The sequence below is a fragment of the Streptomyces sp. ISL-43 genome (assembly GCF_018614195.1).
Taxonomy (GTDB): domain Bacteria; phylum Actinomycetota; class Actinomycetes; order Streptomycetales; family Streptomycetaceae; genus Streptomyces.
Map to the genome: position 1 here is coordinate 104,255 of NZ_JAGGOT010000034.1, position 22,085 is coordinate 126,339.

Annotated in this window: 17 protein-coding genes and 2 tRNA genes; 13 read left to right on the forward strand and 6 right to left on the reverse strand. The window is 71.5% G+C overall.

The features are described from left to right. Positions 1 to 46 precede the first annotated feature (46 nt). The 3 genes from J7F03_RS20280 (at position 47) to J7F03_RS20290 (ending at position 2,271) form a co-directional block, all read left to right on the forward strand. Positions 47 to 826, forward strand: a complete 780-nt coding sequence (locus tag J7F03_RS20280; protein WP_214951373.1) for an HAD-IIA family hydrolase — start codon at positions 47 to 49, stop codon at positions 824 to 826. A 92-nt stretch (positions 827 to 918) separates the two neighbouring features. After that, the gene (locus J7F03_RS20285; RefSeq protein WP_214951375.1) at positions 919 to 1,596 is read left to right on the forward strand and encodes a hypothetical protein; all 678 of its coding nucleotides are present in this window, start codon (positions 919 to 921) and stop codon (positions 1,594 to 1,596) included. A gap of 12 nt (positions 1,597 to 1,608) precedes the next feature. Then, the gene (locus tag J7F03_RS20290; protein WP_214951377.1) at positions 1,609 to 2,271 is read left to right on the forward strand and encodes a class F sortase; all 663 of its coding nucleotides are present in this window, start codon (positions 1,609 to 1,611) and stop codon (positions 2,269 to 2,271) included. Positions 2,272 to 2,339: 68 nt separating this feature from the next. On the opposite strand, the gene J7F03_RS20295 is transcribed toward J7F03_RS20290, so the two are convergent. Then, a tRNA-Lys gene (locus J7F03_RS20295) sits at positions 2,340 to 2,413 on the reverse strand. Positions 2,414 to 2,674: 261 nt separating this feature from the next. Here J7F03_RS20295 and J7F03_RS20300 point away from each other — a divergent pair. The 5 genes from J7F03_RS20300 (at position 2,675) to J7F03_RS20320 (ending at position 10,029) form a co-directional block, all read left to right on the forward strand. Then, a complete protein-coding gene (locus J7F03_RS20300) occupies positions 2,675 to 4,045 on the forward strand; it encodes a peptidoglycan-binding protein (RefSeq protein ID WP_214951616.1) in 1,371 nt (456 codons plus the stop codon). An 11-nt stretch (positions 4,046 to 4,056) separates the two neighbouring features. Next, positions 4,057 to 7,308: an SPFH domain-containing protein gene (locus J7F03_RS41095; protein ID WP_251072186.1), complete on the forward strand. Its 3,252-nt coding sequence runs from the start codon at positions 4,057 to 4,059 to the stop codon at positions 7,306 to 7,308. Between the two features lie 229 nt (positions 7,309 to 7,537). After that, positions 7,538 to 8,152, forward strand: a complete 615-nt coding sequence (locus tag J7F03_RS20310) for a lytic polysaccharide monooxygenase (protein ID WP_214951379.1) — start codon at positions 7,538 to 7,540, stop codon at positions 8,150 to 8,152. A 67-nt stretch (positions 8,153 to 8,219) separates the two neighbouring features. Next, positions 8,220 to 9,893, forward strand: coding sequence for an AMP-binding protein (locus J7F03_RS20315; RefSeq protein ID WP_214951381.1), 1,674 nt, complete (start codon positions 8,220 to 8,222; stop codon positions 9,891 to 9,893). 62 nt (positions 9,894 to 9,955) lie between these two features. Further along, positions 9,956 to 10,029 (forward strand) — tRNA-Lys (locus J7F03_RS20320). A 133-nt stretch (positions 10,030 to 10,162) separates the two neighbouring features. Here J7F03_RS20320 and J7F03_RS20325 read toward each other — a convergent pair. Then, positions 10,163 to 10,921: an IclR family transcriptional regulator gene (locus J7F03_RS20325; RefSeq protein WP_214951383.1), complete on the reverse strand. Its 759-nt coding sequence runs from the start codon at positions 10,919 to 10,921 to the stop codon at positions 10,163 to 10,165. 271 nt (positions 10,922 to 11,192) lie between these two features. Between J7F03_RS20325 and J7F03_RS20330 the strand changes: the two genes are divergently transcribed. Both J7F03_RS20330 and J7F03_RS20335 read left to right on the forward strand, forming a co-directional pair. Next, the gene (locus J7F03_RS20330) at positions 11,193 to 12,308 is read left to right on the forward strand and encodes an LLM class flavin-dependent oxidoreductase (RefSeq protein ID WP_251072223.1); all 1,116 of its coding nucleotides are present in this window, start codon (positions 11,193 to 11,195) and stop codon (positions 12,306 to 12,308) included. Between the two features lie 254 nt (positions 12,309 to 12,562). Further along, positions 12,563 to 14,257 (forward strand): glycosyl hydrolase family 18 protein, encoded by a 1,695-nt coding sequence (locus tag J7F03_RS20335; RefSeq protein WP_214951387.1) that lies wholly within the window; start codon positions 12,563 to 12,565, stop codon positions 14,255 to 14,257. Positions 14,258 to 14,336: 79 nt separating this feature from the next. On the opposite strand, the gene J7F03_RS20340 is transcribed toward J7F03_RS20335, so the two are convergent. After that, on the reverse strand, positions 14,337 to 16,256 hold the full coding sequence (locus J7F03_RS20340; protein WP_251072187.1) for a bifunctional diguanylate cyclase/phosphodiesterase: 1,920 nt from the start codon (positions 16,254 to 16,256) through the stop codon (positions 14,337 to 14,339). 442 nt (positions 16,257 to 16,698) lie between these two features. Between J7F03_RS20340 and J7F03_RS20345 the strand changes: the two genes are divergently transcribed. The 3 genes from J7F03_RS20345 to J7F03_RS20355 all read left to right on the forward strand — a co-directional run bounded on the left by J7F03_RS20345 (position 16,699) and on the right by J7F03_RS20355 (position 18,698). Then, positions 16,699 to 17,892 (forward strand): M6 family metalloprotease domain-containing protein, encoded by a 1,194-nt coding sequence (locus J7F03_RS20345; RefSeq protein ID WP_251072188.1) that lies wholly within the window; start codon positions 16,699 to 16,701, stop codon positions 17,890 to 17,892. Positions 17,893 to 18,177: 285 nt separating this feature from the next. Next, positions 18,178 to 18,408, forward strand: coding sequence for a DnaJ domain-containing protein (locus tag J7F03_RS20350; protein ID WP_214951392.1), 231 nt, complete (start codon positions 18,178 to 18,180; stop codon positions 18,406 to 18,408). After that, a complete protein-coding gene (locus J7F03_RS20355; protein WP_214951394.1) occupies positions 18,405 to 18,698 on the forward strand; it encodes a hypothetical protein in 294 nt (97 codons plus the stop codon). Before J7F03_RS20350 ends, J7F03_RS20355 begins: the two co-directional genes overlap by 4 nt. Positions 18,699 to 19,177: 479 nt before the next feature. Here the strand turns inward: J7F03_RS20355 and J7F03_RS20360 are convergent, their stop codons facing one another. From J7F03_RS20360 to J7F03_RS20370, 3 genes are all read right to left on the reverse strand, one after another. Further along, the gene (locus J7F03_RS20360; RefSeq protein ID WP_214951396.1) at positions 19,178 to 19,705 is read right to left on the reverse strand and encodes a hypothetical protein; all 528 of its coding nucleotides are present in this window, start codon (positions 19,703 to 19,705) and stop codon (positions 19,178 to 19,180) included. 612 nt (positions 19,706 to 20,317) lie between these two features. Continuing rightward, on the reverse strand, positions 20,318 to 20,860 hold the full coding sequence (locus J7F03_RS20365; protein WP_214951398.1) for an NUDIX hydrolase: 543 nt from the start codon (positions 20,858 to 20,860) through the stop codon (positions 20,318 to 20,320). A gap of 5 nt (positions 20,861 to 20,865) precedes the next feature. After that, positions 20,866 to 21,987 carry an adenosylhomocysteinase gene (locus J7F03_RS20370; RefSeq protein ID WP_214951400.1) on the reverse strand — a complete coding sequence of 374 codons (1,122 nt, stop codon included), beginning with the start codon at positions 21,985 to 21,987 and terminating at the stop codon, positions 20,866 to 20,868. Positions 21,988 to 22,085 lie beyond the last annotated feature (98 nt).

Here is a 22,085-nt window from a genome sequence, read left to right on the forward strand (position 1 = left end):
CAGAGGCCCCAGAGGTCAGAGGCCCCGCAGAGCGGAGAACAGTCCCGTGGCAGAGCGCAAGCCGATCGAATCCTGGCTCACCGACATGGACGGGGTCCTCATCCACGAGGGCATCCCGATCCCCGGTGCCGACGCCTTCATCAACCGGCTGCGCGAGTCCGGCAAGCCCTTCCTGGTCCTGACCAACAACTCCATCTACACGCCGCGCGACCTTCAGGCCCGGCTCAGCAGGATGGGCCTGGAAGTCCCCGTCGAGAACATCTGGACCTCGGCGCTCGCCACCGCGAAGTTCCTCGACGACCAGCGCCCGGGCGGCACCGCCTACGTCATCGGCGAGGCCGGCCTGACCACCGCCCTGCACGACATCGGCTACATCCTGACCGACCACGAGCCGGACTACGTGGTCCTGGGCGAGACCCGCACCTACAGCTTCGAGGCCATGACCAAGGCGGTCCGCCTGATCAACGCGGGCGCCCGCTTCATCTGCACCAACCCGGACGAGACCGGTCCCTCCGCCGAGGGCCCGCTGCCCGCCACGGGCGCGGTCGCCGCGCTGATCACCAAGGCGACCGGCAAGCAGCCGTACTTCGCCGGCAAGCCCAACCCGCTGATGATGCGGACCGGGCTGAACGCCATCGGCGCGCACTCCCACAGCAGCGCGATGATCGGCGACCGGATGGACACCGACATCCTGGCCGGGCTCGAGGCGGGCATGCAGACCTTCCTCGTGCTGACCGGTCTGACCTCCGTCGAGGACACCGAGAAGTTCCCGTACCGGCCGACCAAGACGGTCGACTCGATCGCCGACCTGGTCGATCTGGTTTAGGTCGTACGGCTGACACGTACGGGCCAAGAGGGCGCCGCTCCGGATGCGGAGCGGCGCGCCGCGCGTGAATCTCCTTGTTGAGGAGGTTCACCATGCGCAGTGATCTGATCGCTCTCCGTGCCGCCGGGGTGGCCGTCGCCCTGACGGCCCTGTCCGCCGTGACCGCACCCATCGCCTTCGCGGAGGAGCCGAACCGCGGCAGCGTCTCCGCCGACCCCAATCCGGCCGAGCCGGGGGCGCAGGTCAAACTGCGCGTCCGCGGCTGTGACGACGACTGGGCCATCGCCGAGTCCTCCGTCTTCGTCTCCGAAGTCCGGCTGTCCACCGGCCGCGACGACCGGCGCACCCTGTGGGGCGACGCGATGATCCGCTCGTGGGCCGAGCCCGGCCGCCACGACATCCGGGTCAAGTGCGGCGGTCGCGGCGACCGCGAGTGGGGCTCGATCGTGGTCGAGCGCCGCCGCGAGCACCACCCCAATCCGCACCACACGCCGATCTGGCCGGTCCACGCGGGCGGCGGGGGCATGTCCGAGGAGCTCGCGGCGAAGTCGAAGACGGCGGACCTGGCGAAGGCGGCGGACCAGGCCAGGGCCGCCGCCCAGGCGAAGGCCGCCGGCTCCGCGCAGTCGGCCGCCGCGGCGAAGAAGAGCCGCGACGGCGACGGCCCCGGCCTTCCGCACACGGTGATCGGCGCCGTGCTCGCCGCCGTGGCCACCCTCGCGGTCGCCGGCCGGGCGCTGAGCCTGCGCCGCCGCCGCAGTGGCGAGTGAGCCGGTGAGCGGGTGAGCGGGGAGCCGAAGGGCTCCGGCGGCTCCCGGCTGCTGACCTTCGCCGCTTGGTCGGTGCTGGTGCTCGGCCTGTGGCTGTGGGGCCGCGAGATCACCGGGGTGTCGATACCCGTCCCCGGCCAGGCCGGCGGACAGGCCGCCCCCGGCCTGCCCGCGGCGCACACCCCGATGGAGCCGGCCGCGCCCGCGCGGGTCGACGTACCGTCCATGGGCGTCCAGGCCCCGGTGATCACCCGGGACCTGGACGCGCGGGGGGCGATCGAGCCGCCTCCGTACGGCAACCCCGGCACCGTCGGCTGGTGGCGCGGCGGCGCCCAGCCGGGCACGGCCGGGACCGCGCTGCTGGTCGGACACGTGGACACGCAGTCGAAGCCGGCGGTGTTCTACGGCCTGAGCTCGGCGAAGCCGGGCGACAAGGTGCGCGTGGTGCGGGCGGACGGCTCGGTCGCCGAGTTCACGGTCGAGGACGTACGGGTCCATGAGCGCGCGGGCTTCGACCCGGCGAAGGCGTACGGCCCCAGGGTCCGGGGCCGGGCCGAGCTGAGGTTGGTGACCTGCGGCGGCACGTACGACAAGGCGGCCAAGCAGTACACGGCGAATGTGGTGGTGTCGGCGTACCTGACGGGTGTCGGAGTCCGCCCGGGCACGGCGGCGTAGGCCGGTCCGGTGGAGCGCAAACGAAGAAGCCCCTCGCAGTTTTCACTGCGAGGGGCTTCTCTCGTCTGTGCGCCGCCAGGGACTCGAACCCCGGACCCGCTGATTAAGAGTCAGCTGCTCTAACCAACTGAGCTAGCGGCGCTTGGTGACAGGGAAAACTCTACCCCACCCGTGCAGGTGCTCGTGACAAGCTGCGCGCGTTCTGTCCGATTAACCCATGTTTAGGAGGTTTGTCGTGCACGATATGTCTGGGCCAGGCCGGATCTGATGCCCCGCCAGATGCGGTCCCGGCCGCCCAGTGGACGAGCAGGGGAGTGGACGGAACCGCATGACGATGCAGCCTCCGACGCATGTGTACGAAGTGACGCCGACGGCGACACCCACGCCGACGCAGATGACGCCGATGCCGATGCCCGCCTTCGAGGAGTACGAGCCCGCCGGCGACTGCCCGTGCCGCGGCTGCGCCCACCGCCGGCGCACGCTCGCCCGCGCCCGGGCCATACCGCTGCGCGACGGCGGCCACCCCGCCGCGCGCGGAGCCCGCCGGGCGCTGGTCCTGGCCACCGCCGCGGGGGTGGTCCTCGGCGGCGGGGGAGCGGCGGTCGCGGTGAGCGCGCCCGGCCCCGGCACGGTGGCGCTGGACGACCCGGGCTCGCCGCAGGGCGACCGGGCCCCGCTGCACGGGCCGAAGAAGGGCAAGCCCGCGAAACCGGCCGGCCTGCCCGGAGCGCCCTCGGCGGTGAAGCGCATCGACCGGGCGACGATCGTCAACCGGGCGAAGCTGTGGCTGGACGCGCAGGTCCCGTACAGCATGTCCGAGTACTGGTCGGACGGATACCGGCAGGACTGCTCCGGCTACGTCTCGATGGCCTGGAACCTCGGCACGAACGAGTGGACCGGCAGCCTCGACAAGTTCGCGACCCGGATCACGAGGGAAGAGCTGCTGCCGGGCGACATGCTGCTCTTCCACAACCCGGCCGACCCCAACAAGGGCTCGCACGTGGTGCTCTTCGGCGGATGGGCGGACGAGACGCGGACGGCCTACGTCGCCTACGAGCAGACGCGGCCGACGACGCGGCGCCAGGCCACGCCCTACGGCTACTGGAACAACGCGCTGAAGTACGTCCCGTACCGGTTCAACGGGGTGGCGGGCGGAGTCGTTCCCGCCCCCCCGGCCGGCGACCCCCCGGCCGGCGACCCCCCGGCCGGCGACCCCCCGGCGCCGGGCGGCATGCCCGCCGCCCCGGCGACCTTCCCCGGGGCGTCGAAGTTCGGGCCGGGCGCGAACAACGTCCACGTCGCCCAGCTCGGCCGGATGCTGTCCGACCGCGGCGGACTGCGCTTCTACCCGCAGGGCGTCAGCAGGCAGTGGACCGAATCCGCCCGGCAGGCGACCGAGGCCTTCCAGCGCGCCCAGGGCTGGACGGGCGCCGACGCCGACGGCATTCCCGGCGCGCAGACCTGGCGGCTGCTCGTCCGACACCAGGGCAAGGACATCCCGCCGACGGCGGGCGGCGCACCGGGCCCGGCGGGCAAACCCGCCTTCCCGGGAGCCGCGACCTTCCGTCCTGGCGTGTCCCACCCGTCCATCGCCGCCCTCGGCCGCCAGCTGGTGAAGAAGGGCTTCGGCAAGAACTACACGTCCGGGCCGGGCCCCCGCTGGGGCGAGGCCGACCGCCGCAACGTCGAGGCCTTCCAGCGCGCCCAGGGCTGGCGCGGCGCCGAGGCCGACGGCTCCCCGGGCCCGGAAACCTGGCGCCGGCTGTTCGCATGACGGAGGCAACGATGTACCCCACGCGCACGACCTCGACCACGGGCACCTTCAACGTCCCCCCGCGCCCGGCCCCGACGCCGGCTCCGACGGACCGGACCGCGACCGAGTGGTCCACCCCGACGTCCTGGCCGGCACCCCCCGCCGACCGGGACACTCTCCCCGACCCCGCCCCGGCCATGGCCACGGACCGCCCGGCGCAGGCACGGGACCCGGAGGGTCCGATCCCGGCGGGCATCGCGCACGGGCGGGCTTTCGCCGGGGCTGCCCCCGGCTCCGTACCGGCCGTGGCCGCGGACCGGGAAGCGGACCGGGAAGCGGACCGGCTGGTCGCGGCGGAGACCGCGCGCGGCGACCAGCCGACGCGGGCACGGGCCGAGGCCCGGCACACGGACGGTCCGATCCCGGCGGGCGCCGCGCACGGGCAGGCCTTCGTCGAGTCGGCGCCGGACTCCGTACGGGCGGTGCATGCGAGTCGGGACACGGACGGGCCGCTCGCCGCGGGCGCCGCGCACGGGCGACCGGCCTGGGCGGCGGAGGCCGCGCGGAGCGATGTTCCGGCGGCGCGGGTGGACATCCCGCACCCGCAGGAGGCGGCGGCCCACGTCGGCGCGGCCGCCCTGTGGCCGCGGAACCCGGACGCCGAAACCGCCCGCCCCCACCCGCAGGACACCCCCTGGCCCCCCGCCTCGTCGGCCACCGACCCGGCCCGGCCGCGCGCCGGCGCGGGATCCGCCCGGCCGGGCGACCTGCCCATCGGGCCCCCCGCCTGCCCGTCCGCCGGGGCGGACCGCGTACCACCGCCCGGGGCATCCGGGTCCGACCGGCAGTCGGGACACGGCGGTTCGTCCGCCGCGCACGACCTGCCGGTGCCGGTGCCGGTATCCGTCGGAGGCGTCGCCGAACCGACCGGTGCCACCGCCGCGCCCGCGCGGGCCGAGTACCGGCCCGCCGCCGCGCACACCTCCTCCGGCGCTCCCCAGGGCGACCCGTTCACGGGGCAGTCCACCCCGGAGCCCGGCCCCGGCTTCCCGCGCGCGGCGGCCCGGGCCGAGTACGGCTCCGCCGGGGCCGAGCCCCGCTTCCGAGGAGCGGCCGCGCAGGCCGACTCCCGCTCCGCCGGTACGGGGCCTGGCTTCCAAAGCCCGGAGGCCCGGGCCGAGTACGGCTCCGCCGATGCGGAGTCCGGCTTCCCGGGCGCGGCAGCGCGGGCCGAGCACGGCTCCGCCGGAGCGGAGCCCGGCGTCCGAGGTGCGGCAGCACGCGCCGACTTCCGCTCCGCCGATGTGGACCCCGCCTCCCGGGGCGCGGCCACGCGGTGGGACGAGCCGTACGTCGGGGCGGAACACGGCCGGGTGTCCGGGCTCGACCCGGAGGGGGTGCACGGCGGTGTGTCCGCCGCGCGGGATCTGGCGTGGTCCGTGCCCGTGCCCGCCGGGGAACCGGACGTCGCCGTGCCCGCGCGAGGCGGGTTCCGCAACTCCGACGCCTCCCTTGGTGGGTCCGCCGAGGCCACCTCGGTTCCGGCGCCCGGGCTCCGGGCCGGATCCGGCGGCGATCCGGCCGACCCGGCCGACGTGCGGGACCCGTCCCGGTCCGTGCCCGTGCCCGCCGGAGCGGTCCGGGAACCCGTCGGTGCCGGCGGTGTGCCGGCCCGGGACCAGAGCCAGGCCGCCGCCCACGGCGGACCCGGCCGGCCGGGCAGCCCGGGTGGCCCGGAGCTCGTCTTCGACGGCGAAGCCGGGCGCCGGGCCGACTCCTGCTCCGAGCCGGCCGAACAGGCCGCCGGGACGGACCGCGGGCCGGTCGGTGCCGGTGCCCCGGGGCTCGCGGTCCCCGGCCGTCACGACACCGAGCAGTCAGCTGTGCGGTCCGCCGCGACGGAACGCGAGCCGGCCGCTGGCCCGGGGCTCGCGGCCCCCGGTCGTCACGACAACGAGGAGCCCGCCGGGCCGGCCCGGGACGAGGACGAGGCCGCCGCCCACGGGGAACCCGGCGGTCCCGCCGAGGCGCACGACGACGCCGCCGGGTCACCCCGCGAAGCGGACGCCGAGTCCGCGGACAGCGCCGACGCCCGGGAGCTGTCCTGGTCCGTGCCGGGGCCCGGGCACGGTCCCGGGGCCGTGGAGGTCGTCGCGCGGGCCGTGGCGCGGATGGAGGAGGACGATACGCAGGACCTGCCCCGGGTCGGGGCGGTGCGCGGGGTCGCGGTCAGCGAGGTGCCGGTGCACCTGCCGTTCCGGGGCGCCACCCAGCCGCAGGGGCTCCAAGGGCTCCAAGGGCCGCAAGGGCCGCGCGGACCGCAGGCCAAGTCTCCCGCCCGGGCCGCAGCGGCCGCTGCCCGGCCCGCCCCCGGTCGCCGCGTACCCCGCGGGGACGACCGGCTCCGCGAGCATCACGGCCCGGTGCTGCCCGGCTGGATCGGCGTGGCCGTCGGCGGGATCGCCCTGGCCGGCTGCACGGTCGTGCTCTGGCGGGCCGGGGCCGTCCCCGACGCCCTCGCCGCGGCGTTCGGCGCGGAGCCCCGCCCCTACCGGGGTCTGCAGGCCCGGTTCTGGCCCCCGCTCGCCTTCCTCGGCGTCGTCGCCCTGCTCGCCCTCGGCGGTCTGGGCAGGGGCCGGACCGGCCACGCCTGGGTGCTCACGCTCTTCGGCCGCTACCGGGGCACCGTGCGCCGCTCCGGCCTGACCTGGATCAGCCCCCTGCTGCTGCGCCGGCGGGTCGACGTACGGCTGCGGCACTGGCGCAGCGACCCGATGCCCGCCGTCGACTCCGGCGGCCTCGCCCTCCAGGTCGTCGTCCAGGTCGTCTGGCAGGTCAAGGACACCGCCCGCGCGACCCTGGCCGTCGCCGACCACGTCGACTACCTGGCCGAGCAGGTCGAATCGGCCATGGCCCGCGTCCTGTCGCAGCTCCCCGCCGACGCCTTCCACGAGGACGCCCCGACCCTGCGCGACGCCGAAGCCGTCGGCGACGCGCTGACCCGGATGCTGGCGGCCGAGACCGAGGCGGTCGGGGTGGAGGTGTTCTCGGCGCAGCCGACCCGGATCGAGTACGCCCCCGAGGTCGCGGACGCCATGCGGCGCCGCCGGGTCGCGGCGATCGACGCCAAGCACCGGGACACCGTCCTGACCTCGGTGGTCGACGCGGTCGACGACACCGTCCACCGCCTCACCTCGCGCGGGCTCGTCGAGCTCGACGACTACGAGCGCAAGGCGTTGGTGAAGGACCTGACCGTCGCCTTCTACACGGGCCGCGCGGAGTAGGGGCCACGGCGGCCGACGCGGCCGCACCACGGGAACGGGTGGATCCGGGTGGACCGGTCCACCCGTTCTTCCGTTGGTATGGACATGGCCAACTCCCGTCAATACTGTGGGACTTGGTCTAGACCTAAAGAGTTTCGCGAACGGGCCGTGCCGGTGACCGCGCCGGCACGGCCCATCCCCACGCGTGCGCACGCTCTCCCCGGACATCCCCCCACGTTCAAGGAGCATCATGCGTTCCTTCCGCATGCCCAGATCCCAGCAGGCCGTCGCCACCGCCGTCGGCCTCGGAGTCGTCGCCGCCCTCGCGCTCGTCACGGCCCCCACCGCGACCGGCCACGGCTACACCGACACCCCCATCAGCCGCCAGAAGCTCTGCGCCAACAAGACCGTCGCCGACTGCGGCCCCATCCAGTGGGAGCCCCAGAGCGTCGAGGGCCCCAAGGGCTTCCCGGCGGCCGGCCCCGCCGACGGCCGCATATGTTCGGCCAACCACACGGAGTTCGCGCAGCTCGACGACCCGCGCGGCGGCGCCTGGCCCGCCACTGCGGTGACCAGCGGGCAGAGCTACAGCTTCCGCTGGCAGTTCACCGCGAACCACTCGACCACCGACTTCCGGTACTACGTCACCAAGAATGGCTGGGACCCGAACAAGCCCCTCACCCGCGCCGACCTCGACCCGCAGCCCTTCCTCACGGTCGCCTACAACGGCGCCCGCCCCGCCATGACCACCGTCCATCAGGGCGCCATGCCGAGCGGCAAGACCGGCCGGCACCTGATCCTCGCCGTCTGGACGATCAACGACACCGTGAACGCCTTCTACTCCTGCTCGGACGTCCGGTTCTGACCGCCGGCCCCCGGTCCTGTCGGTGCGGCGTTCATTTCTGACGGAACGTCAGCTATCCTCCGGCGGCATGCGGACGACGACACCCGAAACCGTCGCGGAGCTCATCGCGCGCCAATGGGGCGACCACCGGCCCGGCCTGAAGCACGCCGACGGCGTCCTCAGCCACCACCGGACCGCCCGGGAGGCCGCGGCGCGCGCCGCGCTCCTCGTCGACCTGCTGCCGCCGGGGGCGGAGCCGCACATCGGGGTGCTGCTCGACAACACCCCCGAGTTCCCGTTCTGGCTCGGCGCGGCGGCCCTCGCCGGGGCCGCCGTCGCCGGGATCAACCCCACCCGGCGCGGCCCCGAGCTGGCCCGCGACATCCTGCACACCGACTGCCGGATCCTGGTCACCGAGCGCACGCACCTGCCCCTGCTCCGCGGTCTCGACCTGCCCGGCGTCCGGCTCCTGATCACGGACACAGAGGAGTACGAGGCCCTGCTCGCCCCGTACGCCGGCGCGAAGCCCGGCGAGGCGGTCCTCGGACAGGGCCCCGGCCCGGCGTCGCGGCTGCTCCTCTACTTCACCTCCGGCTCCACCGGCGCCCCCAAGGCCGCGATCTGCACCCAGGGCCGCCTGGCCGGCGCCGGCGCCTCGCTCGCCCGGCACTTCTCGGTCACCCCGGACGACGTCCACTACGTCTGCATGCCCCTCTTCCACGGCAACGCCGTCATCGCCGACTGGCTGCCGGCCCTCGCGGGCGGGGCCGTCGTGGCGCTGCGCCGCCGCTTCTCGGCCTCCGCGTTCCTGGATGACGTACGGGCCTACGAGGCGACGTACTTCACCTACGTCGGCCGGGCCGTCCAGTACCTCCTGGCCACCCCGCCGCGCCCCGACGACCGCGCGCACACGCTGCGCCTCGGGTTCGGCACCGAGGCCGGCGCGGTCGACGCGGCGCGCTTCGCCGAACGCTTCGGGGCCCGGCTCGTCGAGGGCTACGGGGCCACCGAGGGCGGCGCCTCCGTCCAGCGCACCCCGGACACCCCACCGGGCGCCCTGGGCCGCGCGGGCGCGGGCGACGACCTCGCCGTCATCGACCCGGAGACGGGCCGGGAGTGCCCGCCGGCCGCCCTGGACGCGCAGGGCCGGCTCCTCAACGGCGCCGAGGCCATCGGCGAGCTGGTCAACAAGGGCCGCAGCCTATTCGAGGGCTACTGGCGCAACCCCGACGCCGAGGCGGCCCGCACCCGCGACGGCTGGTACTGGACCGGCGACCTCTTCTTCCGCGACGCGGACGGCTTCCTGTACTTCGCGGGGCGCACGGACGACCGCCTGCGCGTCGACAGCGAGAACCTGGCGGCGGCGGTGATCGAGAACATCCTCGCCCGCTGGGCGCGGGCCGCCGCGGTCGCCGTCTACGCCGTACCGGACGCGGTGGCGGGCGACCAGGTCATGGCGGCCGTCGCCCTGCGCGAGGGGGCCGCCTTCTCCCCGGAGGGCTTCGAGGCCTTCCTCGCCGTCCAGCCGGACCTCGGCACGAAGATGGCCCCGCGCTACGTACGGATCGTCGACGCCATGCCGACCACGGCGACGAACAAGGTCCACCGGGTCTCCCTGCGCCGCGAGGGCTTCGACACCCCGGACCCGGTCTGGTGGCGCCCGCCGGGCGAGTCCGCCTACCGCCTGCTGGGACCGGCCGACCTGGCGGCCCTCCTCGCCTCCTACGAGGCGCAGGGGCGGGCCGAACTGCTGGGTCGCTGAGGCTCCCGATCCATTGGTTTTGAGCACCCCGGAGGACCGGGTAGTATTTTCTCTGTCAGCAGGCGCCGCTAGCTCAGTTGGTTAGAGCAGCTGACTCTTAATCAGCGGGTCCGGGGTTCGAGTCCCTGGCGGCGCACCTGTCCTTCGGGCGGTTTCCGGTTCACCGGGAACCGCCCGAAGTGTTTTCCGGGCCGGGTCGAGCAGGGTCGGAGCGGCCCGGTCGGCCCCGGCGAGGCCCCTGCCCGCCCGGCGCCCCACCGCCCCGCCGATCACAGGGTGAGCGACAGCAGCAGCGGCGCGGCCTTCCGGTTCAGGACGTCGGCTGCCGCCCGCAGCCGGTGGGCGTGCTCGACCGGCAGCGACAGGGCCAGGCAGCCCACCGAGGCTCCGGCGGTGATCGGGACGGCCGCGCAGACCGTGCCCACCGCGTACTCCTGGAGATCGAGCACCGGCACCGTGGCCGGCTGGCTGTCCAGCTTCGAGAAGAGGATCCGCTCGTTCACGATCGTCTTCGACGTCAGCCGGGCGATCTTGTGCCGGGACAGGTGGTCGCGCCGCCCGTTCAGGTCGAGCTGGGTCAGCAGGCACTTGCCCACAGCGCTGGCGTGCGCGGCCGACCGGAAGTCGACCCACTCGTGAACCTTGGGCGTGCGCGGGCTGTCCGCGAACTGCGTGATGCGTACTTCGCCGTCCACGTACCGGCTGATGTAGACCGCCGCCCCCACCGAGTCCCGCAGCCGGTCCAGGGTTTCCTGGAGCTTGTCCTGCAGGGCCTGCTGGCGGTCCACGCCGGAGCCGAGGAGGACAAGGGAGTCCCCTATGGCGTAGGCGCCGTCGGACACCTGCAGCACGTACCCCTCCCGGCGCAGCATGAGGAGCATCGGGGCGAGATGGACCGCGGGCAGGCCGGTCTCACGCGCGATCTGTACATCGGTCACGCCGCCGGTATGGCGGGCGACCGTTTCGAGTACGCGCAGGGCGTACTGCACCGAGTGGAACGGCGCGGTCGGCTCGGGCTTCAGCGCCACGGTTTCCCCCTAGCAGGTTGTTACCGCTTGCCTTAACACGATAGCCATCAAGAGGCCCACGTGGAGCGCCTGTTGGTGAGATTGATGGCTCAATCACAGCGCTCTGCCTGGATCTACTCCACTGGCATATGCCAAGGTCACGCGCAGTGTCCGACTGCGCCGGGAATGCCCGGCCCGCCCCCGCGGTTCGGGTTCTTCGTACGGACGGGCGAGCGGAACGGGAGCGACGATGAGTGACACCGTGGACGCGGGTCGACAGGAGGGCCGCCGCATGCGGGACCGGGCGGCGGCAGGCCCCCCGGACGGCTCCGGCGAGGCGATCCACGGGACCGCCCGCGGGCGGTCCCCGGTCCCGCTCTCGGTGCTCGACCTCGTCACCGTCGGCGCCGGCAGCACCGCCCACGCCTCCCTGCGCACCAGCGTCGACATCGCCCGGCTCGCCGAGGCGCGCGGCTACCACCGCCACTGGGTCGCCGAGCACCACTCCATGCCCGGCGTGGCCAGCTCCTCCCCGGCCGTGATCCTGGCCCACCTCGCCGCCCACACCTCCCGGATCCGGCTCGGCTCGGGCGGGGTCATGCTGCCCAACCACGCCCCGCTCGCGATCGCGGAGCAGTTCGGCACCCTGGAGGCCCTCGCGCCGGGCCGGATCGACCTGGGACTCGGCCGCGCGCCCGGCACGGACGGGCAGACGGCCGCCGCGCTGCGCGGGCCCGGGCGCCAGGGCGAGGCCGTGGACGAGTTCCCCCGGCAGCTCGCGGAGCTGATCCGCTTCCTCGACGACGACTTCCCCGAGGGGCATCCGTACGCCCGCGTGCACGCCGTACCGGGACCCGTGCAGGGCCCCGGGGGGCGGCCGCCGGTGTGGCTGCTGGGCTCCTCGGGCTTCAGCGCCCGGCTGGCCGGCGGACTCGGGCTGCCCTTCGCCTACGCGCACCACTTCTCCCCGGCCGGGACCCTGCCCGCCCTCGACCTCTATCGGCAGTCGTTCCGGCCCTCGGCCGTCCTGGACGCCCCGTACGCCCTCATCGGGGTCGCGGCCCTGGCCGCCGACACGGCCGGCGAGGCCCGCGCGCAGGTGCTGACGGGCGCGCTGTCGATGCTGCGGCTGCGCAGCGGTCGCCCCGGGCTGGTGCCGACGCCCGCGGAGGCGGCGGCGTACCCGTACACGCCGCTGGAGCGGGAGTTCGTGGACGACCGGCTCACCAGCGTGGTCCACGGGACCCCGGACGAGGTCCGCGCCGGGCTCGACGACCTGGCGAAGCGGACCGGCGCCGACGAGCTGATGCTGACCGCCAACGCCCATGGCGGGGAGGCGCGGTTGCGCTCGTACGGGCTCGTCGCAGATGCGTACGGGATGCCCGGGGAGGACCCCGAGCGGCTCTGATCGCCGACGAACGGGGTTTGGCTGGTTTGTTGCCGAAACCTTGCGCGGGGATGGCCGAAGGTCCTTGAAAACTGCTCGTCACCTGGGGTGGCGGGCAGTTTTTGGTATGCCTTCAGGCCTCTGACGAGGGGAATTGTCCCGCAAGTGGTCTAGTCCTTCTTTGGTCCAAACCATTGACGCGGGCATCGAGCGATCGCTATCACTTCTCCCACCTGAGGTTCTCGCTTCCCCCTCCCACCCCCCGGAGGCAGTTCATGCACATCCGTAAACCTCTCATCGCGGCCGCCGCCACGGCCGCGCTGGCCACCGGAGCGCTCGCCGCCTTCGCGGGGCTCGGTACCGCCTCGGCGGCCGAATCCTCGACCACGGCCGCGGCCGGCAGCGTCAAGATCGCTTACTACGACCAGTGGAGCGTGTACGGGAGCGCTTTTTACCCCAAGCACCTCGATACCCGTGGCATAGCGAGCAAGCTCGACGTCATCAACTACTCCTTCGGCAACATCCACCCCACCAACCTCACCTGTTTCGAGGCGAACAAGGCGGCGGGCGACGACAACAACCCCAACGCCGGTGACGGTGCGGGCGACTCGTACGCCGATTACCAGAAGTCCTTCAGCGCGGCCGACAGTGTCAGCGGGGTCGCCGACAAGTGGGACCAGCCGATCGTCGGCGTCTTCAACCAGTTCAAGCAGCTGAAGGCCAAGTACCCGAACCTGAAGATCAACATCTCGATCGGCGGCTGGACGTACTCCAAGTACTTCAGCGACGCGGCGAAGACGGACGCGAGCCGCAAGAAGCTCGTCTCCTCCTGCATCGACCAGTACATCAAGGGCAACCTGCCGGTCGAGGGCGGCTACGGCGGCGCGGGCAGCGCGGCGGGCATCTTCGACGGCATCGACATCGACTGGGAGTACCCGGGCTCGTCGGGCGGCCACCTCGGCAACCACTACGCCCCCGAGGACAAGCAGAACTTCACGCTCCTGCTCAAGGAGTTCCGCGAGCAGCTCGACGCCTACGGCACGGCCAACGGCGGCAAGAAGTACCTGCTGACCTCGGCCCTCCCGGCCGGCCAGGACAAGATCAAGTACATCGAGACGGACAAGATCGGCGCGTACCTCGACTACGCGAACATCATGACGTACGACATGCACGGCTCCTGGGACGGCGACGGGCCGACGTACCACCAGTCCCCGCTGCTGAACTCGGCGGCCGACCCGACCGACCCGATCGCTCCGGGCACCCAGAAGTACGGCATCAAGAACGCCATCGACTCCTGGATCGACGGCAACGCGGCCTACGGCATCGCCGGCGGCTTCCCCGCCAACAAGCTGACCCTGGGCTACGAGTTCTACTACCGCGGCTGGAAGGGCGTCCCCGCCGGGACCACCAACGGCCTCGCCCAGACCGCGACCGGCCCCTCGGGAGCCCGGCCCACCAGCCAGCAGGCCGGCATCGCCAACTACAAGGAGCTCGGCGGCATCGTCGACAACCCGGCGACCACCTTCTGGGACGACCAGGCCAAGGCCTCGTACTTCTACAAGGACGGGGAGTTCTTCACCGGCCTCAACCAGAAGTCCATCCAGGCCCGGGTCGACTACGGCAAGCAGCGCGGCCTGGCCGGCGCGATGATGTACTCCCTGCTCGGCCTGGACGACAACGCCACGCTGCTGAACCAGATCTCGGACTCCCTCGGCGGCACCACCCAGCCGCCGACCACGCCTCCGACGACCCCGCCCACGACGCCTCCGACCACCCCGCCGACCACGCCCCCGACGACGCCGCCCGCCACGGGCTGCACCGCTGCGGCCTACGTCGCGGGCGCCGTCTACACCGGCGGTAACGAGGTCTCGTACAACGGCCACAAGTGGAAGGCCCAGTGGTGGACGCAGAACGAGGTGCCCGGCACCACCGGTGAATGGGGTGTCTGGAAGGACCTCGGCGCCTGCTGATCTCCCCCCACCCCGCGCCGAGCGCCGGCCGCCCCCGCCCCTTTCACAGGGGCGGGGGCGGCCGTGTTCCGGCGCGGCCTCAGAACCCGGTCGGCCGGGCGGCGATCATCTCTGCGATCAGCTCCGGGGCCACCGCCCGGGAGTACAGCCAGCCCTGGCCGGTGTCGCAGCCGACGCGGCGCAGCCGGGCCGCCTGGCCGGCCGTCTCCACGCACTCCGCCGTCACCGTCAGGCCCAGCCGGTGCGCCAGCTGCACCAGGGCCTCGACGATGGTCTCGTCGGCAGGGTTCGGGTGGGAGCCCTCCTCGTAGCGGAAGCCCCGGACGAAGGAGCCGTCCAGCTTCAGCACCGAGACCGGCAGCCGGCTGAGGTAGGCGAGGTTGGAGTACCCGGTGCCGAAGTCGTCGATGGCGATCCGCACCCCCATGTCGCTCAGCGCCTGCAAGGCCTGCAGCGGCCGCCCCGCCGAGCCCATCACGGCCGACTCCGTCAGCTCCAGCTGCAGCAGCTGCGGGGCCAGGCCCGTCTCGGCGAGGATCCCGGCCACGTCGCCCACCAGGTCGGAGTCCCAGACCTGGCGCACCGCGACGTTGACGGACACGAAGACGGGGGAGTCGCTCGGCTGCTCGATCTGCCAGCGCCGCGCCTGCCGGCACGCCGTCCGCAGCACCCACCGCCCCAACTGGACGATGGACCCGTCCTCTTCGGCAATTCCGATGAACCGATTCGGCGTCAGCGTGCCGAACTGCGGGTGGTTCCAGCGCACCAGGGCCTCCACCCCGCGCACCACGCCGCTCTCCAGATCCACCAGCGGCTGGTACTCCAGCGCGAACTCGCCCCGCTCCACGGCCGGCCGCAGGCTCGAGGACAGGGCCTGGCGGGTCATGCGGTGCGCGTTGCGCTCCGGGTCGAAGAGCGTCCAGCGGGCCTTGCCGTCCGCCTTGGCCCAGTACAGCGTGGTGTCCGCGGCCTGCATCAGCCCGGTCGCCGACGTGCCGGCGGCGTCCCGCTCCACCACCCCGATCGACGCGGAGACGGACAATCGCTGCCCGGCCAGGTCGAACGGCTCCTGTACGGCGGCCAGTACGCTCCGCGCCAGGTCCGCGAGCTCCTCGGTGCCGGTGGAGTCCTCGACCAGCAGGGCGAACTCGTCCCCTCCGAGCCGGGCCACGAGGTGCCCGCCGGCGCGCCCGTAGCCGGACTGGTCGGCGCACCGGGTCAGCCGGGCGGCGACGGCGGTCAGCAGCCGGTCGCCGACCCGGTGGCCGAGGGTGTCGTTGACCGCCTTGAACCCGTCGAGGTCCAGGTAGCACAGCCCGATCCGGCCGGTGCCGCCCTGCTCGTACGAGGACGCCTCCAGGGCGGCGGAGAGCCGCTCGAAGAACAGCGCCCGGTTGGGCAGCCGGGTCACCGGGTCGTGCATCTGGAGATGGCGTAGCCGGGCCTGCAGGTCGCGCCGGTCGCTGATGTCGGCGACCGACAGCAGGACGTCGCCGGTCCCGGGGACGGGCCCGAGGGTGACCTCGGTCCACAGCGAGTGCCCGTCGGGGTGCTTGAGCCGGCGGGTGCACCGCAGTCGGGCCTGGCGTCCGCGCAGCACCTCCTGGTAGGCCTGCCAGGTGCGGGCCTCGGAGGCCAGGTCCACCAGGTCGGCGGCGGACTGTCCGGCGAGGGCGTACGGCTCGGCGCCGAGCAGGCCCGCGAGGGCCTGGTTGGCCCAGACGACGTGGCCGGAGCGGTCGATGACGGCCATGGCGAGGTGGGCCGCGTCGAAGACGGCCCGGTAGTCGGCCCGGCGGTCGGCCCGGCGGTCGGCCGGGTGGTCGGCCGGGTGGTCGGCCGGGTGGTCGGACGGGTGGTCCACCTGGTGGTCGGTTTGGAGACCGGCCGTCGGGTGGTCCACCCGGTGGTCGGCTTGGAGGCCGGCCGGGTGCGGTGCGGACTCGGCGCGGTCCGTGGTGGTCGTCGCCGCCGGCACTGCCGGGTGACGCTGCGTCATGGCCGATCGGATGCTGTCGGCCGCCGAACCGGTTCCTTCTGAGGTTCCGCTCACCGTTGGCTCCCGCAGTGCGTGTGAGTGTCCGTGCAGGAAAGTGTGCCGATCATAGAGGCTCCCGGACGGCCCTATCCAGCGGCGTCACCGTTCTGGGACGGGGGAGTTCAGTGTGATGACGGATCGCCGGCGCACGAGCGTGTGATCGTTTCCGCACGGCTGTGAGCAAGCGGCGGCCGCCGTTGATCTGACCTGATCGATCGTGACGTTCTGTAGGCGGGTGCGTGAACCCCCGCGTCACCGGCTTGCCCTGGCGCTCACTCGTGTGGGGCAGCGGAACAGGGCATTAGTAAGACAATCGCCCCAAGGTGGATGAACAGGTACCAATCCACCACCGGAGGTCGATGTGCCGCGACAGGAGACACCCGGGGGAGTGGACCGCTCCCGCATGCGAACCACGGCGGCGGCGCTCACTTCCTTGACGGCGCTCGCCGCCATGTCGCTCGTCGCGGGCCCGGCGGTCGCCGCCCCGGGAGCCGGACCCTGCGCGCTGACCCGCACCGCGGCCCACCACTCCCTGGGCCTGGACAGCTGGAACGGCGCCTACCCCAGGCCCGAGCGCACGCTCGACGCGGTCATGGTCTTCCTCTCCTTCCCGGACCACCGCACCACCCTGACGACCGAGCAGCTCGCGGACGACTACTTCCCCGCGACCAGCGACTTCTTCGAGCAGGCCTCGTACGGCCGCTTCCGGCTGGTGCCGCACCCGCAGAAGCGGTGGATCAAGATGCCCAAGCCGTCCACCGCCTACGGGATACAGCGTGACTGGGCCCCGGCGGACCGCGCCGCCTACCTGCGCGACGCCGTCGCCACCGCCGACCCGGAGGTGGACTTCACCAAGTACGACGTCGTGTACTTCGTCGCCGACCCGGAGGCCCCCGGGGTCGACTCGGACGCCACCAAGGTCGTCAACTTCGACCGTCCGATCAGCGCGGACGGTACGGAACTGCGCCGCATCGTGACCGTCTTCGAGAAGCACCCGCCGGACCGCAACGTACTGGCCCACGAGACCGGGCACGTCTTCGACCTGCCCGACCTCTACCACCGGCCGACGGACGGCAAGGGCGACTGGGACACGTACGTGGGCGACTGGGACGTCATGGGCAGCCAGTTCGGCATGGCCCCGGACCTCTTCGCCTGGCAGAAGTGGAAGCTGGGCTGGCTGGACGCCTCCCAGGTCGACTGCGTGCCGTCGGGCTCCTCGCTGCACACCCTCCAGCCGCTGTCCGAGGCCCCGCCCCCGGGCGGCACGGGCGGCACCCGGCTCGCGGTGATCCGTACGGGCCCCGGCAGCGCCATCGCGGTAGAGGCGCGGGGCTCCGCCGGCAACGACGGGGACACGTGCACCGAGGGCGTGCTCGTCTACCGGGTCCGCAACGAGGCGGCGTCGGGCGGCGGGCCGATCGAGGTCGTGGACGCGCATCCGGACACCGAGGCGTGCTGGGACCGGTCGGTGTACCCGCCATTGGCGGACGCGCCCCTGGAGGTGGGGGAGACGTTCACGGTGCCGGGTGAGCGGATCACCATCGAGGTGGCGGACCGGACCCAGTCGGGCGCGTACACGGTGAAGATCACCACGTAGTCCAGCCGTCCGCGGGCGTACGAAAAAGACCCCCACTCGCGTGGGGGTCTTTCTCCGTCTGTGCGCCGCCAGGGACTCGAACCCCGGACCCGCTGATTAAGAGTCCGATGGAGGACGAGTCGGACGGTGACGAGTAATGTCGCGCCGGACCATTTTCGCAGGTCAGCGGTTGTCAGGCCATACCGGCTGCAACCGGCATTCCGTGGGGTACATCGGCGCGGCCGTTAGCCTCGCGCTAGCACGGACGAGCCGGGTGGCGCTGGCCCTGGTGCTGGGGCGGCCGTCATGAGGCCGCCCGACTACGACCTCTACAAGGTGCTGGGCATCAAGCCGAACGCCAACCTCGCTACCATCCGGCGGGCACACCGAGCCTGTGTGCATCGCGCCCACCCAGACAAGCGTCCGGCGGCCGATGCGGCTCGGGCTCACGACGACATGGTGCGGATCAACACCGCCTGGGAGGTCCTGCGCGACCCGCACAAGCGGGCCGAAAGGCGTTTAGCTTCGTTGAGATGACCCAGCGGGCAGCCGATGAGTTCAGGAAATCGCCGTCCGGCGACCGGAAACGCGAGCTGATTGGCGAGCTGTTCGACAAGCTCACGCTGGACGGAGAACGGCTCCAGCCGCAGTACAACCCTCGCGCCGCCTGGCTTATGACTGAAATCTTGCCCGTAGCCGGGTCTGGAAACGATAAATTCGGACGAGGCGATTCAGGCTCCACGGAGTCGAAAAAAGCCCCTAATGGGGCTCCTCGTTACTCTTGGCGGGCAGTCGCGAACACTATTCGAACACTGTTTGACCAGTGATGTCAATAGTTGGTTAGCCTTGGTGGGCCGCATCTCTCCATCTTTCCCCGTATGAAAGAGGTGCGGCCTGCGACTGCGAGCCGGGCTAGCGAATCTCGCCATTCCCGTCTCTCAAGATATATCGAGAAATAATTTATTGCAATAAATCGGAGCGGTTGGCACGCATCTTTCGAACCGCCTGGTCACGGGTTCCCTGGCGACAAGTCGGGGATACGCTCATCGGTTCCGGTGTTGGCGGCGCACGTCCTCGTTAGCGCTCGGCGGGCAGGCACACATAGGTGGCGCTAGCCGGCCGGACGGCCGTGTGACCGGACCGCGCAATCGCCGGTGACTCTCTTGCGTCCGCGCCCGTTGACTCCGGTATAGACGACTACAGCCACCTCGACCTGGATGAGATCGACTTTGCCCCCCTGGCGGACGGACCGTGGCTGCTTCGACTCGGCACCTCGCTGTCGGAAGAGAAGAGGGCGGCTTCAGGTTCAGGACTTCCGCTCCAATCGGGTGACCAGATCATTGAGTGGCTTGGTGCCAGCCCCGATAACCAAGCCGGTTAGCAATAGGTCCAGCCAATACCAGGGCATAGTACTGGCATCCAAGATCGACCTGAGCAATGTGATGTTGCTCGACGCCGCCAAAAGAAATCCGATAGCGGAGGCAACTCCCCATGCGATCAACGCAGTTGCGTTTCTGGCCTCAATCAGTTTCTTTTCTGCTGTCCTGATCTCGGCGGAGGTGGTGTTCGCTGTGCGTTTTTTTTCCTCAAGATCCAGTCTGACGGGTTCGCTGTCAGGCCCGAGTTTCGGTGCGAATGGCTGAATGAGGCGCTCGATAGCCAGCGCGAGCACGAACAACATTGCGAACGTACTGATGTTGCCAGCCACTCGGTAGGGGGCAACCTTGTCGAAATTCGCGATATGCACCCAGAAGGCCAATCCGTAGCCGACTCCTCCGACGGCGTAGCCGATGGCGCCTGCTACAAGCGGCCCGTCCCACGTTTTTTCCGTCATGACCTTCCTCCTCATCTCGCGTGCCAAGCATGCCACTTGCGACGGAGGTACAGCCTTAGTCCGTATACCATGAAGACCAGGAGGCAAAGGGAAGTTCGTGAGAGTGGCCCGGTTCCCGAGCCGCCCCATCTATCATCACCCCGATAGCCAGAAACCGCGACTTGTGTAACGCGAAGGGCCATCGGGTGGCTTGCTGTTCAAGTCTGGCAGAGCCGTCTTAACCACACACAACGAAGCGCGAATACTAATTGCCAGTCCATAGTAGACAACGTTCGAACTAGGCTCGCAGAAGCCATTAATGAGATCGACCTACCTGAGTTTGATGCCTTAGGAGATCTCGTTGACGACTAGCCTGATGCAGCTCCATCGTGGACAAGGTTCAAACTGCCATCAGAGACGCCTCTACAGATATAAACATCCCCGATCTGAAGGCCGTAGACAGTCTGCTGGCTCGGCCAAGAGGCCGGAAATCAGAGGATTAGAAGCGGCGGTTCAAACCACTCCCCTGCGGCACGAGGGTAGGCACTATGGCAGACCTTATTGAGGAAGAAGTAGGGCCGTCCCCGCGCTGTGGGAGACGCGGAGATCGCAGGGACGGCCAGCTGTCAGGCGTCAGCGAAGCGCCTTGGCGATCCGGTCGCGGAGGCCGTCATCGCTGATGGTGTCGAGCTCGCGCCAAGCGGCGTCGGAAACCTCTTCGGTCTGGAGGTCGCCGATGTCGGCGGTAGTGCGGAAGAGGAATCGGAAGTCGAAGTGCTGGTGGGCCGGCTCCTCCTTGGTGGGGTTGGCCTCGATGGGGTGGACGTCGATGTGGAGGGCAGTCTCGCCGAGCGGGGTGACCAGGTGGGGCGGGATACCGGTCTCCTCGGCGAGCTCGCGGCCAGCTGCCTGGAGGAGGGTGTTGTCACCGGGCTCGATGTGCCCACCGGGCAGGAGCCATTTGCCGGTGGCCAGGTGGTGGATGTGCAGGACGCGCTGGTCGGCGCCGATGAGGATCGCTCCGGCGGTGATGTGGCCAGGCAGGGTCTTGCGGCTGGTGAGGTCGTCGCCGTCGTCGAGGAGGGCGAGGACGACGTCGAGCTCGGGCTTGGCCTCCGGGTGCTGGTCGAGGTAGGCGGCGAGGGTGGTGCGGATGTGGTCTGCCGTGATGGCCATGGTGATCACCTGTTGAAGTAGTTGAGCCAAGTCGCCGCGATAGCGGCGCGGTCGGCCGCGGGGACCTCGTGGATGCCGGGGGCGAGGTCTCCGCGGGTGAGCATCCTGATCGCGGCGAGGATCTCGGCCTGGATCAGGAAGATGAACGGTCCAACGCTGGCACCGTGGATGAAGTTGACGGCGTTGCCGCCGTTCGCCAGATAGAAGTAATGGCCGGTGGTCTGGTAACGGGTGACGTGGTCGCCGACGGTGGTTCGGGTATAGACGTCTGGGAGTCCGTTCAGATCCAGCTCGTCCTCGCTGCTGGTGACGGTGGCGACGTAGGCGCCGTTGCGGAGGTGGGCGAAGTCCTCGCCCCGCAGGGAGATCGCGCCGGTCGCGCAGAGGACGAGGCCAGCGCCGGTCAGGGCGGCTTCGCGGTCCCGGGCGACGGTGAAGCCCTGCGAAAGGGCCTGGGTGCGGCGGACGGGGTCGATGTCGAAGACGGTGACCTGGACGCCCTTGGCGTGCAGGAGCCGGGATATGGACGAGCCGAGCTTGCCGAAGCCGAGCACGAGGGCAGGGCGGCCATGGAGGATGTCGCCGCATCCGCGGATGACGGCCTCGGTGGAGAAGACGACGGACTGGCCGACGAGGAAGTCCTCGGGGTCCTTCAGCGGGGACCGGGCGACGGAGATGACAGGGCAGGGCAGCTTGTCGAGGTCCTCGTAGCGGCGGTGGCCGTTCTCGGTGTCCTCGACCACCCCGGAAAGCCGACCGGAGAAGCGGCTGTTCACCGCCTCGAGGGTGGGGGCGAAGTAGCCGCCGACGTCCAGCAGGGCGAGGGTCTCGCCGCTGGCCCGGGATTCGAGGTAGTCCAGGGCGGTGTCGGGGTCGGTGAACAGCTCGCGGGTCAAGGCATCGACCGGGACGGTGTGCTCGACCTCGCGCTGGGCGGCCGCGCTGATGGACTTGGGCTTGGGCAGCACCGCCTTCAGCATGGTCATCTGGGCGACTGCCCGGACGAAGGCGGGCCGCTCCGGCAGTAGGTGCGTGACCAGCAACGATGCGGGCCGCTCGTCCGGGGTGAACCGGGCCGCGACCTTGGAGAAGTAGGCGTCCAGCCGTGCGCGTTCGAAGATTTCCATGGCAGTGACCTCTCGTGGCGAGATGGGGGCCGTGCATGGGGTCAGGAACATGCGCGGGCGTAATACAACGCCCGCATATATGCCCTCCAGGGGGCATA